Source organism: Peptoniphilus hominis (ex Hitch et al. 2025), from assembly GCF_040096015.1.
In the GTDB taxonomy this organism is placed as follows: Bacteria; Bacillota; Clostridia; order Tissierellales; family Peptoniphilaceae; genus Peptoniphilus_A; species Peptoniphilus_A hominis.
On record NZ_JBBMFO010000001.1, the window covers coordinates 90437 to 103053 of the forward strand.

Annotated in this window: 12 protein-coding genes; all 12 read left to right on the plus strand. The window is 30.5% G+C overall.

Annotation, left to right across the window (positions count from 1 at the left end):
- Position 1: 1 nt before the first annotated feature.
- The 12 genes from smc to asnA all read left to right on the plus strand — a co-directional run bounded on the left by smc (position 2) and on the right by asnA (position 12573).
- Entirely contained in the window at positions 2–3520 is a 3519-nt protein-coding gene (smc, locus tag WMO19_RS00420; RefSeq protein ID WP_349169749.1) for a chromosome segregation protein SMC, read from the plus strand.
- A gap of 9 nt (positions 3521–3529) precedes the next feature.
- Positions 3530–4990, plus strand: a complete 1461-nt coding sequence (ftsY, locus tag WMO19_RS00425; protein ID WP_349169750.1) for a signal recognition particle-docking protein FtsY — start codon at positions 3530–3532, stop codon at positions 4988–4990.
- Between the two features lie 240 nt (positions 4991–5230).
- The gene (gene ylxM / locus WMO19_RS00430) at positions 5231–5584 is read left to right on the plus strand and encodes a YlxM family DNA-binding protein (RefSeq protein ID WP_019124485.1); all 354 of its coding nucleotides are present in this window, start codon (positions 5231–5233) and stop codon (positions 5582–5584) included.
- An 11-nt stretch (positions 5585–5595) separates the two neighbouring features.
- The gene (gene ffh / locus WMO19_RS00435) at positions 5596–6933 is read left to right on the plus strand and encodes a signal recognition particle protein (protein ID WP_349169751.1); all 1338 of its coding nucleotides are present in this window, start codon (positions 5596–5598) and stop codon (positions 6931–6933) included.
- A gap of 49 nt (positions 6934–6982) precedes the next feature.
- Positions 6983–7282 (plus strand): 30S ribosomal protein S16, encoded by a 300-nt coding sequence (rpsP, locus tag WMO19_RS00440; protein WP_019124483.1) that lies wholly within the window; start codon positions 6983–6985, stop codon positions 7280–7282.
- Positions 7283–7303: 21 nt separating this feature from the next.
- Complete coding sequence (locus tag WMO19_RS00445) at positions 7304–7537, plus strand: KH domain-containing protein (protein ID WP_019124482.1); 234 nt, start codon at positions 7304–7306, stop codon at positions 7535–7537.
- Complete coding sequence (rimM, locus tag WMO19_RS00450) at positions 7524–8027, plus strand: ribosome maturation factor RimM (RefSeq protein WP_349169752.1); 504 nt, start codon at positions 7524–7526, stop codon at positions 8025–8027. The genes WMO19_RS00445 and rimM overlap by 14 nt, the downstream gene beginning before the upstream one ends.
- Positions 8024–8767, plus strand: coding sequence for a tRNA (guanosine(37)-N1)-methyltransferase TrmD (gene trmD / locus WMO19_RS00455; protein ID WP_070610169.1), 744 nt, complete (start codon positions 8024–8026; stop codon positions 8765–8767). The genes rimM and trmD overlap by 4 nt, the downstream gene beginning before the upstream one ends.
- Positions 8754–9101 carry a 50S ribosomal protein L19 gene (rplS, locus tag WMO19_RS00460; protein WP_019124479.1) on the plus strand — a complete coding sequence of 116 codons (348 nt, stop codon included), beginning with the start codon at positions 8754–8756 and terminating at the stop codon, positions 9099–9101. The genes trmD and rplS overlap by 14 nt, the downstream gene beginning before the upstream one ends.
- A gap of 67 nt (positions 9102–9168) precedes the next feature.
- Positions 9169–10803 (plus strand): glycosyl hydrolase family 18 protein, encoded by a 1635-nt coding sequence (locus WMO19_RS00465; RefSeq protein ID WP_349169753.1) that lies wholly within the window; start codon positions 9169–9171, stop codon positions 10801–10803.
- 98 nt (positions 10804–10901) lie between these two features.
- On the plus strand, positions 10902–11519 hold the full coding sequence (locus tag WMO19_RS00470) for a zinc dependent phospholipase C family protein (RefSeq protein ID WP_349169754.1): 618 nt from the start codon (positions 10902–10904) through the stop codon (positions 11517–11519).
- Positions 11520–11577: 58 nt separating this feature from the next.
- Positions 11578–12573, plus strand: a complete 996-nt coding sequence (gene asnA, locus WMO19_RS00475; RefSeq protein ID WP_019124476.1) for an aspartate--ammonia ligase — start codon at positions 11578–11580, stop codon at positions 12571–12573.
- Positions 12574–12617 lie beyond the last annotated feature (44 nt).

Consider the following 12617-nt stretch of genomic DNA (forward strand, 5'->3'; position numbering starts at 1 on the left):
GATGTTTTTAAAATCAGTTACTATGCAGGGATTTAAGTCCTTTGCAAATAGAACAAAAATTGAATTAGACGAGACTACTACGGCAATAGTTGGTCCCAATGGTAGTGGCAAGAGCAATATTACTGATGCCATTACCTGGGTCCTTGGAGAAACTTCAGTTAAAAATCTTCGTGGAAATAAGATGGAAGATGTAATTTTTTCTGGAACTGATGCCAAAAGGCCACTTGGACTTGCTGAAGTTACTATTGTTTTTGATAACAGCGAAAAATCTCTTAACCTTCCTTATAACGAGGTTTCTGTCACTAGAAGGATGTATAGGTCTCTTGAAAGTGAATTCTTGATTAACAATAAGAAGTGCAGGCTCAAAGACATCAAAGAACTATTTATGGACACTGGAATCGGAAAAGATGGTTATTCTGTAATTGGTCAAGGAAAAATTGAATCTGTTCTAAGTTCAAAGCCAGAGGACAGAAGAAATATTTTTGAAGAGGCTGCAGGGATTTCAAAATACAAGTACAAAAAAGTTCAATCTACTAATAAACTTTTAAAGACAGAAGAAAATTTAGTTAGAATCGAGGATATTTTATCAGAAATAGTCCTTCAAGAAGAAAATCTCAAGGCTCAAGCTGAAAAAGCTGAAGCCTACCTAAAGGATTTTGAAGTTTTAAAGATAAATGACATAAATTTTTCCTGTAAAGAGATAAAAAATAAAGAAGAAGAAATAAAAAAGCTTGAAGAGATTTCAGAAAGTTTAAAATTAGATTCTGATAAAATTAATCTAGAACGCAATAATTTATATAAGGAATTGGAAGTATTAGAAAATGAAATTTCTAATATTTCTGATAAAAATAATGAAGCCAATGAAAATTTAATTCTCCAAAAAGATGAATATGACAAAATAAATTTAGAACTTACTCTTCAAAGTGAAAAGATAAATTCATTAAAAAAAGATTCTGAGAGAATTGAGTTTGAAAATTCTTCTCTTAAAGAAAGCATGCTTTTAAATAATAAAAACTTAGAAGATCTTTACAAGGATCAGGAAATTCTAAAGGAATCAAAAGATGAAATTCTAAAAAAATTAGAAGAAAAAAATAAAAACATTGAAAGTCTTGAAGAAGAATTTAAAAAATTAGAAGAAATTGGCAATTTAAATTTTGAAAATAAAAATAAAATAAAAAATGAAATAGAAAATATTAATTTTAAAAACGAAACCTTAAAGGACATTATTGAAGAAAAAAACAATAGGAAGCTAAGCTTAGAGAAAAGCATTGAAAATCTAAAAAACAATGAAGCTGAATTTGTAAAAATTATTGATAAAGATTCAAAGGAAATAGAGAAATTAAATGACTTACTAAAAAAAGAAGAATTAGACTTTCAAAAAACTGAGGAAAAGTTAAGTAAGCTTGATGAAAATAATAAAAATCTTGAGAATCAGTTGATTTCAAAGAAAAATTCTCTAAATGAAATCTTAGCTAAATTAAAGATACTTGAAAATATGGAGTCAAATTATGAAGGCTACAACAGAACTGTAAAGTCCTTTATGAATTTTTCTTCAAACCACAATGTCTTTAAAGAGTCTTTATTTGGACCAGTTGCAGAAAAGTTTTCTGTAGAAAAAAAATATGAAAGGGCAATTTCAGTAGCTCTAGGTTCCATGGCTCAAAACATAATTGTGTCTTCAACTAAGGAAACTTCAGAAATGTTAAAAATTCTTGAAGACAATAAAATGGGTAGAGCAACCTTTTTGCCCCTTGATAGAGTTAATGGCAGCAAGGTAAAAATAAATTCTGAAGATGGGGTAATTGGAATAGCCTGCGATTTAATTAAATTTGACGAAGTTTTTTCTGGAATTTTTTACAATTTACTTGGAAGAGTTATTGTTGCCGATAATTTTAAAAATGCAAGTCGCATATCAAAAAAGCATAAATTAAAAGTTGTAACTCTAAAGGGCGATGTATTTAATCCTTCAGGAGCCATAACTGGCGGAAGTTTAAATAATTTCAACAGCAGTTTTATTTTGCGTAAAAATGAAATAAATGAGCTTCAAATTAAAGCTAAGGAAACTGATGCTGAGATAAAAAATCTTAGCCAGGAAAAAAGTAAAATAGAAAAAGAAATTTTTGATTTAGAAAGTTTTTCAAGAGATTTTTCTGAAAGACAAAACTCTTACAAAATGAAAATTTCTGATATTGAAAAAAATATTTATAAAAATAAAAATGACAGAGATTTAAATACAAATTATTTAATTAAATATGAAAGAGAAAGAGATGAATTAGAAGAAAACATCAAAGTTGACTCTTCAAATTTAGAAAAAAATACTTTAGAAATTGAAAATAAAAATAAACTTTTAGAAGATCTACTTAAAGAAGTGAATAGCGGAGAAAAATTATCTGAATTATCAAAGTCAATAGAAGCTTTAAAAAGTGAAAGAATTGAGATTCAGCTATTAGAGAGAGAAAATCGTGAAAAACTTCTATATAACAATAGAGAATCTGAAAGAATTAAAAATGAAATTCAAAGTATTGAAGAAAAATTGAAGGCCAATAAGATTTCTCTAGAGGATACTAGCCTTAACATCAACAATAAAACAAGTTTTAATGATGAAAATAAGATTAAATTAGAAGACCTAAAGTCATCTATTGAAAATTTAAAAATTTCCATTAATGATCTAAAAAGTCTTTTGGAAGAAAAAAATAAAGTTTTCTTAAGTAGCAAAGATAAGTTAAGTGAACTAAAGGAAAAATCACTTATAATAAATTCGGAAATAGAAAAAATCAATTTAAAAATTGATATGAATAAAAACAAAATATTAAATGAAAGTGTTAGGCTAAACGATGAGTACAATATCGAAGATTTTCACAAATACATCGACGAAAATCTACAGGACATCAAGGAAAGTTCAATTAAAAGGTTGAAGAAAAAGGTAAGAGAATATGGAGAAGTAAATATTTCTTCTATTGAAGAATACAAACTTGTAAAGGAAAGACTTGACTTCTACAGCTCACAAAGAGACGACTTAATCAAATCAAAGGAAGAAATTAAGTCAATTTTAAGTAAGTTAGACCTTGAGATGAAAAAAATATTCAAAGAAGCCATGGATGAAATCTCAGAGAATTTTGCAGAAATTTTTAAGACTTTGTTTAATGGTGGTCGCGCAGAAATTAGCATTGAGGGAGATTTACTAAATTCTGGCATAGAGATAAAGGCTTCTCCTCCAGGCAAGAGACTTCAAGCTCTTTCACTATTATCAGGTGGAGAAAAATCACTTACTGCTGTGGCACTTTTGTTTGCCCTCTTAAAATATAGGCCTGCTTCTTTTTGCATCTTAGACGAAATAGACGCAGCTCTTGATGATGCAAATATAAAAAGATATGCTGATTACCTTCTTACTTTAGAGGGAATCCAGTTTATAATAATTACTCACAGAAAACTTACAATGGAGATTGCAAAGACTATGTATGGTGTTACAATGGAAGAGAAAGGAATTAGTAAGTTATATTCTGTAAAATTAAAGGATTAGGAGAATAAAATGTTTGAATGGTTTAAGGATAAATTTAAGAAAAAAGAAGATGAAGTTAAGGAAGAAGTTCAAGAAGTAAAGGATGAAATTTCTTCTGAGGAAAATCAAGAAGAACTTGAAGAAATTCATGAAAAGCTAGAAGAAGTTTCAGAAGAAGGAAATCTGTCAGAAGAAGATTTAGAAGCTTCTGAAGAAATAGAAGATACTAATGAAAAATTTCAAGATAAGGAAGTTATTGAAGAGGCTATAGAAAATAAGACAGAGGAAAAAGAAGACAGCAAGGAAGAATTCAAAGAAGATGAATTGATTGACGACAACTTAGAGGAAATAAAAGAAGAAGATAAAGACTTAGAAGAAATCCATGAAATGTTAGAAGAGGTTTCAGAAGAAGGAAATTTATCAGAAGAAGATTTAGAAGCTTCTGAAAAAATAGAAGACACTAATGAAAAATTTCAAGATAAGGAAGTAATTGAAGAAGCAATAGATAATAAGGCAGAAGAAAAAGAAGAAAATCAGGAAAATCTTGAAGAAGAAGTTGAAGAAGTAGAAGAACCAAAAAAAGCTTCACTTTTTCAAAGATTAATGGATGGTCTCGACAAAACAAGAAAAGAAGTCGGCATAAAAATCAACACTGTTCTTGGCGCCTATGTAAAAATTGATGACGAGATGCTAGAAGACCTTGAAGACATTTTAGTTTCAGCAGATGTGGGAATGGAAACTACAATGAAACTAATTGACAATTTGCGTGAAACAATAATTAGAGAAAAAGTTAACGATCCTAAAGAAGTTAAACCTCTATTATTGGAAGAAGCAAAAAAATTGATGAACCCAGAACTAAACACAAAAATTAATTCAGACGCACCAGCAATTATTTTAGTCGTTGGTGTAAATGGAGTAGGAAAAACTACAACTATTGGTAAACTTTCACAAAGATTTAAAAATGAAAACAAATCAGTTTTAGTTTGTGCGGCAGATACTTTTAGAGCTGCTGCCATTGACCAACTAAAGGAATGGGGAATTAGAGCAAATGTTGATGTAATTAGTCATGACGAGGGATCTGACCCAGCCGCAGTTGTCTTCGATGCCATAGAAGCAGCTAAGGCAAGAAATACTGATGTATTAATAGTCGACACTGCAGGAAGGCTTCACAACAAGTCAAATCTTATGAAGGAACTTGAAAAAATAAATAGAATTATAAGCAAAAAATATCCTGAAGCCAATCGCGAAAATTTATTGGTTCTCGACTCAACAACAGGACAAAACGCAATTAATCAAGCAAAAACTTTTAAAGAAGTTACAGACATTTCTGCCATTGCCCTTACAAAACTTGACGGAACTGCAAAGGGCGGAGTTGTAATAGCCCTTCAATCTGAACTTGGAATTCCAATTAAACTTATTGGGGTTGGAGAAGGAATAGACGACCTTCAAGATTTTAATATTGACACCTTCTTAGAGACAATCTTTGGATAAAATTTTATAAATTTTTAAAGTAGGAGAGATCCTACTTTTTTTGTAATTTTTTGCTAAATAAAAAATCAATGTAGTCACTTAAATCATTATTTAAAAAAATTTTTATGCATAGCTAATCTTTTAAAAAATTCAAAAAAATATAAAAAAATTTAAAAAATTTGTTGACTTATTGGGAAGTATTAGCTACAATAATAAAGGTCAAGTAAAAAGGTTGACCTCGCTAGAAAAATGGTGATAAAAATGAATGAAAAATTTTTTAGGATGAACAGCTTACTTGATTTTTATGGAAATCTTCTCACTGAAAAGCAAAAGAAGGCTGCCTATATGTATTATGTCTATGACTGCACAATAAATGAGATATCATCTGAACTTAACATCTCAAAGCAAGCAGTCTTTGATAACTTAAAAAGGGCAGAAAATAATTTAGAAGACTTTGAAAAAAAACTTGAACTAATAAAAAATGCTAAAAAAGAAGAAGAGAGTAGAGAAATAAAAAGAAAAAAAATTGAAACTATTTTAGAAGGTATGGAAAAAGAATCTTTAAATCAAGATACTTTGAAAATTAAAGAACTTAGAAAAATACTTTTTGACTAGGAGGTGGATTTTTGGTATTCGAAAGTTTATCCGATAAATTGCAAAATACTTTGCAAAAATTGACAGGCAAAGGTAAATTATCCGACAAAGATATTGACGCAGCTATGCGTGAAGTAAAACTTGCACTTCTTGAGGCTGATGTTAACTTTAAAGTAGTTAAAGAATTTGTAAAAACAGTTAAAGAAAGAGCTTTGGGAAAAGAAGTTTTAGAATCTCTTACTCCAGGCCAACAAGTTATTAAAATTGTCAACGAAGAACTCACAAATTTAATGGGAACTAGCGAAGTCAAAATTGACTTCTCAAAAAAACCTACAGTTATAATGATGTGTGGTCTTCAAGGCGCAGGTAAAACTACTACAAGTGGTAAGCTTGCCAATAAATTAAAAAAAGATGGAAAGAGACCTCTTTTAGTTGCTTGTGATGTTTATAGACCAGCAGCCATAAAACAACTTCAAGTTGTTGGTAAGTCTGTTGACATTTCAGTTTTCACCATGGGAGATAAAATTTCCCCAGTAGATATTTCTAAGGCTGCTCTTGAGCATGCTAAGAAAAATGGAAATGATGTAGTAATCATAGATACAGCTGGTAGACTTCACATTGATGAAAAACTTATGAAGGAGCTTCAAGATATACATGAGGCACTTGAACCTTCTGAAGTTCTTCTTGTCCTTGATGCAATGACTGGTCAAGATGCAGTAAATGTTGCCGATACCTTTGACAATATGTTAAAGCTAACCGGTGTAATACTTACTAAACTTGATGGCGATGCAAGAGGTGGTGCTGCTCTATCTATTAGATCAGTTACTGATGTTCCTATAAAATTTATTGCTAGTGGTGAAAAGATGGATAATATTGAAGTCTTCCACCCAGACAGAATGGCTTCGAGAATTCTTGGAATGGGGGATGTGCTCTCCTTAATTGAAAAAGCACAGTCAGCTGTTGATGATAAAAAGGCAAGGGAACTTGAAGAGAAACTTAGAAAGTCAACTTTTACTTTCGAAGATTTCTTGGACCAAATGCAACAAATGAAAAACATGGGTCCCCTAGAAGATATTATTGGAATGATTCCTGGCATGAATAGCAAGGCCCTAAAGGGTATTAGCTTACCTGATAATGAATTTGCTAAAGTTGAGGCAATGATTCTTTCCATGACAAAAAAGGAAAGACAAAAGCCTGAAATTATAGATTCTTCCAGAAGGAAGAGAATAGCACAGGGTTCTGGAACTAGTCCAGCAGATGTAAATAAACTTATAAAACAGTTTAAGGACATGAGAAAAATGATGAAACAATTTGGAAACATGTCCAAAAATATGGGAAAGAGAAAATTTAAATTACCTTTTTCCTTTTAACCTAGCTTATATATTTTAATATATAAATTTTTTTGTGGAGGTGAATAATTTGGCAGTTAAAATTAGACTTAGAAGAATGGGTACAAAGAAAAAACCCTTTTATAGAATAGTTGTAGCAGACTCTAGAAGTCCTAGAGATGGAAAATTCATCGAGGAGATTGGTTATTATAACCCACTTACAGCTCCTAAGGAAGTTGTTGTAGATTCAGAAAAAGCTAACAACTGGATTAAAAACGGTGCAAAACCTACTGATACAGTTGACAGACTTTTCAGAGAAAATTCAGTATATAACACTGGAAAAGACTCAAAGGATACAGCAGAAGCAAGTGAATCAGAAGCTACTGAATAACAGTATGTTTGGAGGACCAAAATGGTTGAATTAATTGAATATATTGCTAAATCTTTAGTTGACGATCCTTCTTCAGTTGATGTGACAATGACTAAGAATGATGATTCAATTGATATTACTCTTAAAGTTGCATCAAATGATATGGGAAAAGTTATTGGCAAACAAGGTAGAATTGCCAAGGCAATAAGAGCAATCTTAAAGGCTGTTTCACTAAAAGAAGATGTAAAGGTTAATTTGGAAATTGAAGAATATTAAAGATTCAATTACATGCATTGGTAAAATTATAAATACTCATGGCATCAAGGGTGAACTTAAAGTAGAGCCTTATACTTTTGACAAAAAAAGATTTTCAAAGTTAAAGAGTGTCTTTATAGGCAATGATTTACGAGAATTTTTTATTAAAAAAGTTAGAGTAAATGATTTTGTATATATAACTTTTGAAGGTTTTGAAGATATAAATCTCGTCCTAAATTTAAAGGGCAGTGAGATTTATATTAAAGATGAAGATAGGTTAGCCTTAAAGGAAGATCAGTACTATGTATCTGATATAATTGGCAAAAAAGTTTATGACACTGAAAACAATTATATTGGCATACTTAAAGATGTATTGGAATACCCTGCTAATGATATTTTTATAATTGAAAGTGATGATAAAAGTATTTATCAAATACCTGCAGTTAAGGAATTTATTAAAAAAATAGATTCAACAATAACTATCAAATTAATAGAAGGAATGATTTTGTGAAAATAAGTGTTTTAACATTATTTCCCGAATTCATAAATCACATTAGAGATTTTTCTATTGTTGGAAGGGCTATCGGCGAAGGAAAATTAGATCTAGAAACTGTAGATATAAGAGATTTTGCAATCAACAAATACCTACAAGTTGACGACTATCCCTATGGCGGTGGGCCAGGTATGCTAATGCAAATAAAACCAATAGTAGAGGCAATAGAATCTGTAAAGAGTGAAAAATCTAAAGTTTATTACATGTCCCCACAGGGCAAGGTTTTAACTCAAGATAAGCTAAAAGAACTTAAAAATGAAGAACACATAATACTTTTAAATGGTCATTACGAAGGTATTGACAATAGAGTCATTGAAAATTATGTAGATGAAGAAATTTCCATTGGTGACTATGTTTTAACTGGTGGAGAGTTGGCATCTATGGTAATTATTGATGGTGTATCAAGACTAATTGATGGCGTTCTTGCTAGTGATGAGTCCTTTAAAGACGAGTCGCACTATAATGGGCTTTTAGAACATCCACAGTACACTAGACCAAAAGAATTTAGAGGACTTGAAGTTCCTGATATTCTTTTAAGTGGAGATCATGAAAAAATTAGGAAGTATAGACTTAGAGAGTCTATTAAAAACACCTTGCAGAAAAGGCCAGATTTATTAAAAAATAAAAATTTAAATGATGAAGAAAAAGATATATTGAAAGATTTACTGGAAGGAGGTAAAGACAATGGATTATATTAAAGCTATTGAAGATGAACAAATAAATGAAAATTTACCTAAATTTAATGTTGGGGATACTGTAAGTGTTCACTACAAGATTATTGAAGGCGAAAGACAAAGAATCCAAGTTTTTGATGGAACTGTCATAAAAATTCAAGGAAAAAGCTCTAGAAAAACTTTTACAGTAAGAAGAATTTCTTATGGTATTGGAGTTGAAAGAACTTTCCTTCTTAATTCACCAAGAATTGCCGATCTTGTTGTTACAAGAAAAGGTAGTGTTAGACGTGCTAAACTTTACTATCTTAGAGATAGACAAGGTAAAGCTGCAAAAGTTAAAGAAAAGACTAATTACTAAGAGTGGGACTTTAAGTCCTATTTTTAGTATCTTTTATTTTGAGCAAATAAATTAGAGGAGTGATTATATGAAAAAGATTTTTTTTGGAATTTTTTTAATTATTATTTTGGCAGCAGGTGCTTTTTTATTTGTTGAAAATAGAGGAACGACAAAAATTTCAACTAAATACGACAAATTTAACTTCATAACAGAAAATAAGGATATCGATAAAGATGACTTTTCCATTGAAGATGGAATGATTTACCTATCTCTTGACTACATAAAGAAATATCTTGATGAAAATATTTCTTATGATAAATCAAGTGGAGAAGTAAAGATAGAAAACGACCACGCAAATAAAACTTTAAAGTTAAATGAATATCAAGCAAAATTTAACAGCGGAACTATTGATTTAAGAGCACCAGTTATCGAAAAAAATGGCAAGATAATGCTTCCAATTGAAGCCTTTATCTACGACTACAATGTAAGCTTGAGATATAATAAAGACATAAGACTTTTGCTTTTAGACTATAGAGATAAGGAATATGACTTAACAAAGACAAAGAAAGAAACTTTGCTTAGAGAAGATGCTTCTCGCAGAAGTCCAATTATAAAAAAACTTCCTGAAGGCGAAAAATTATATGTTTATGGCGAAGAAAGTAAATACTATGTTGTTAGAATGCCTGAAGGATATGCCGGTTATGTTTTAAAGAGCGATGTTGATGAAAATTTTGAAAAATTCACTTTAGCATCTGCCACAAAAAACATTTCAAAGAGTCCAATTAATTTAACTTGGGACTACACTTATGCTGAGCATTCTGACGCAAAAGTTGAGCAAATAAAAGACATAAAGGGACTTGATGTAATAATTCCTACTTGGTTTTCCATTAGAAATGGCAATGGAGACATGATTGATAGAGGAAACTTAAATTATATAAAGAAGTACAATGATTTAGACATTGAAGTATGGGCTTATTTGGACAATTCCTTTGACCCAGACATTACTCATGAGGCTCTATCAAATGAAAATACTCGCAAAAAAATCATCGATAAAACTCTTGAACTTTGTAGAAAATACAAGATGAAGGGCATCAACATAGACTTTGAACACACAAAAATTGAAGATAGAGACAATATAACTGCCTTTGTAAGAGAATTTAGAGAAAGTGCTGGAGAAGATTTTATTGTTACTGTTGATGTAACTCCGCAAATTTCATCTGATGTCACTAAGGAGCCCTACGACAGAAAAGCTTTGGCAGAAATTTCTGATTATATAGTTGTCATGTCTTATGACCAACACTGGGCATCATCTGAAGAAGCAGGTTCAGTTGCTCAATATAAATGGGTGGAAGGCAGCATTAATGTCTTGTTTAGGAATATACCTAATAGAAAAATGATCTTAGGTGTTCCCCTTTATACAAGACTTTGGAAAGATTCAAATGGCAAAGTTACTTCAAAGACAATATCCATGTCAGAAGTTGCAAATATTATTGCATCAAAGGGATTAAATCCAACTTGGGACAAAGAATCACAACAAAATTATGTGGAATATCAAGAAAATGGTGCAACATATAAAATTTGGATAGAGGATGCAAATTCCATAGAGAAAAAAGTTTCCCTAGTTAATAAATATAATCTAGCAGGAGTTGGATCTTGGAGACTTGGATTTGAAACTCAAAATATTTGGGATGTAATTTCAAAAGAACTAGAAAAAACTAATTAAAATATTGACAATTTAAAATATTAAGTATAAAATTAAAGAGTAATTAACTATAATTTTATTAGGATGTGTTTAAAATTTTACCAGATACACATAAAATCGTGGCTAAAATTGTTCACGATAGAATTAAAGAAAAATATAATGTCAATTTAAATCTAGATAAAATGCTTTGGGGATCAATTGCTCCTGATGTTTTGCCCTATTACAAGACAAAGAGACACTATTTTGATGAATCGGGAGATTATATAGCAAGAGAAATAAGTAAACTTATTTATTTTTCCAGATATTCCTATTCTGAAGGCAACGAAAGCAAGCTATTTATTAATTACATGAGCAAAAAGCTTGGCATAATTATGCATTATCTCTGTGATTTTGTATGTTATCCACACGCTTATAGAATGACTTTTATTGAAAATTTAAGAAAGCATGTTAAGTATGAACAAGATTTAGCTTTATATGCCAGAGAAAACAAATTTTTAGAAGAAAGTTTTAGAGATGTGATTTCATGTGAAGATATAAATTTTTTTGAAAATTCCGATATAAAGCTTGAGAAAAAAGTAAAAGCTTACTTGATAAAAGTTATAGAGGAATACAAAGATTCAAATCACAGCTTTGACAATGATTTAAATTTTGCTTTAAATTTATCCACGAATATTTCTATTCTTGTTATTGAATCAATACTTGAATATAATGGGGAATTTGATATACAATTTATTTAAGAAACAAAATTCTTTCACTCTTAGGGGTGAAAGATTTTTATAATTATGGAGGAAAAAGATGAGAAATAATTCTAGTGCTACAAAACTAGACCTTAGGGAAACACAGATTGCAATTAAGTCGGTAAAGGATTACTTTCAAAGAGACTTGGCAAACACTTTAAACTTGCAAAGAGTTTCAGCACCTCTCTTTGTTAGACCCGAAACTGGGCTTAATGACAACTTAAATGGTGAAAAAGCAGTAGATTTTGATTTGAGACAATATGGAATCAATGTTGAAATTGTTCAATCTCTTGCAAAGTGGAAGAGAAATGCTCTTAAGGAATATAACTTCAATATGTATGAAGGAATTTACGCAGACATGAATGCCATTAGAGCTGAAGAAGAGCTTGATGAAATTCATTCTTCCTATGTGGATCAATGGGACTGGGAAAAAATAATAAACAAAAGTGACAGAAATAAGGAATATCTTTATTTAACTGTTAAGGAAATTTATTCTGTATTTAAGAGATGTGAGGAATATATTAACCAAACTTATCCTTACATTCTTTCAAAAAAATTACCAGATGAAATATTCTTTATTACTTCACAAGAGCTTGAAGATTTATATCCAGGAAAGACTTCAAAAGAAAGAGAAAAATTAATTTGCAAGGACAAGGGCGCAGTTTTCATTATGGGCATTGGTGCAGATTTAAATTCTGGAGAACCTCATGACCACAGAAGTCCGGATTATGACGATTGGAGTTTAAATGGCGATATCCTGTTTTGGGATGAAGTTTTGGGAAATTCTCTAGAAGTTTCTAGTATGGGTATACGCGTTGATGAAGAATCTTTGAGAAGTCAATGTGAACTTGCAAATACAACTGACAGATTTAAGTTAAAATATCATCAAGATGTTTTAAATGCACAACTTCCTTATACAATTGGTGGAGGTATTGGTCAATCAAGAATTTGTATGTTTTTCCTTGAAAAGAGTCACATTGGGGAAGTACAAGTTGGAGTATGGGACGAAAAAAGTTTAAACTATTGTAAAGAAAATAAAATAAAACTTTTATAAATTTTAAAAAAATTACAAATTGGATACAAATCCTCCGGAATATA

Coding starts and splice junctions, on each gene's coding strand:
- smc (WP_349169749.1), top strand. CDS start 2: ATGTTTTTAAAATCAGTTACTATGCAGGGATTTAAGTCCTTTGCAAAT.
- ftsY (WP_349169750.1), top strand. CDS start 3,530: ATGTTTGAATGGTTTAAGGATAAATTTAAGAAAAAAGAAGATGAAGTT.
- ylxM (WP_019124485.1), top strand. CDS start 5,231: ATGAATGAAAAATTTTTTAGGATGAACAGCTTACTTGATTTTTATGGA.
- WMO19_RS00445 (WP_019124482.1), top strand. CDS start 7,304: ATGGTTGAATTAATTGAATATATTGCTAAATCTTTAGTTGACGATCCT.
- rplS (WP_019124479.1), top strand. CDS start 8,754: ATGGATTATATTAAAGCTATTGAAGATGAACAAATAAATGAAAATTTA.
- WMO19_RS00465 (WP_349169753.1), top strand. CDS start 9,169: ATGAAAAAGATTTTTTTTGGAATTTTTTTAATTATTATTTTGGCAGCA.
- asnA (WP_019124476.1), top strand. CDS start 11,578: ATGAGAAATAATTCTAGTGCTACAAAACTAGACCTTAGGGAAACACAG.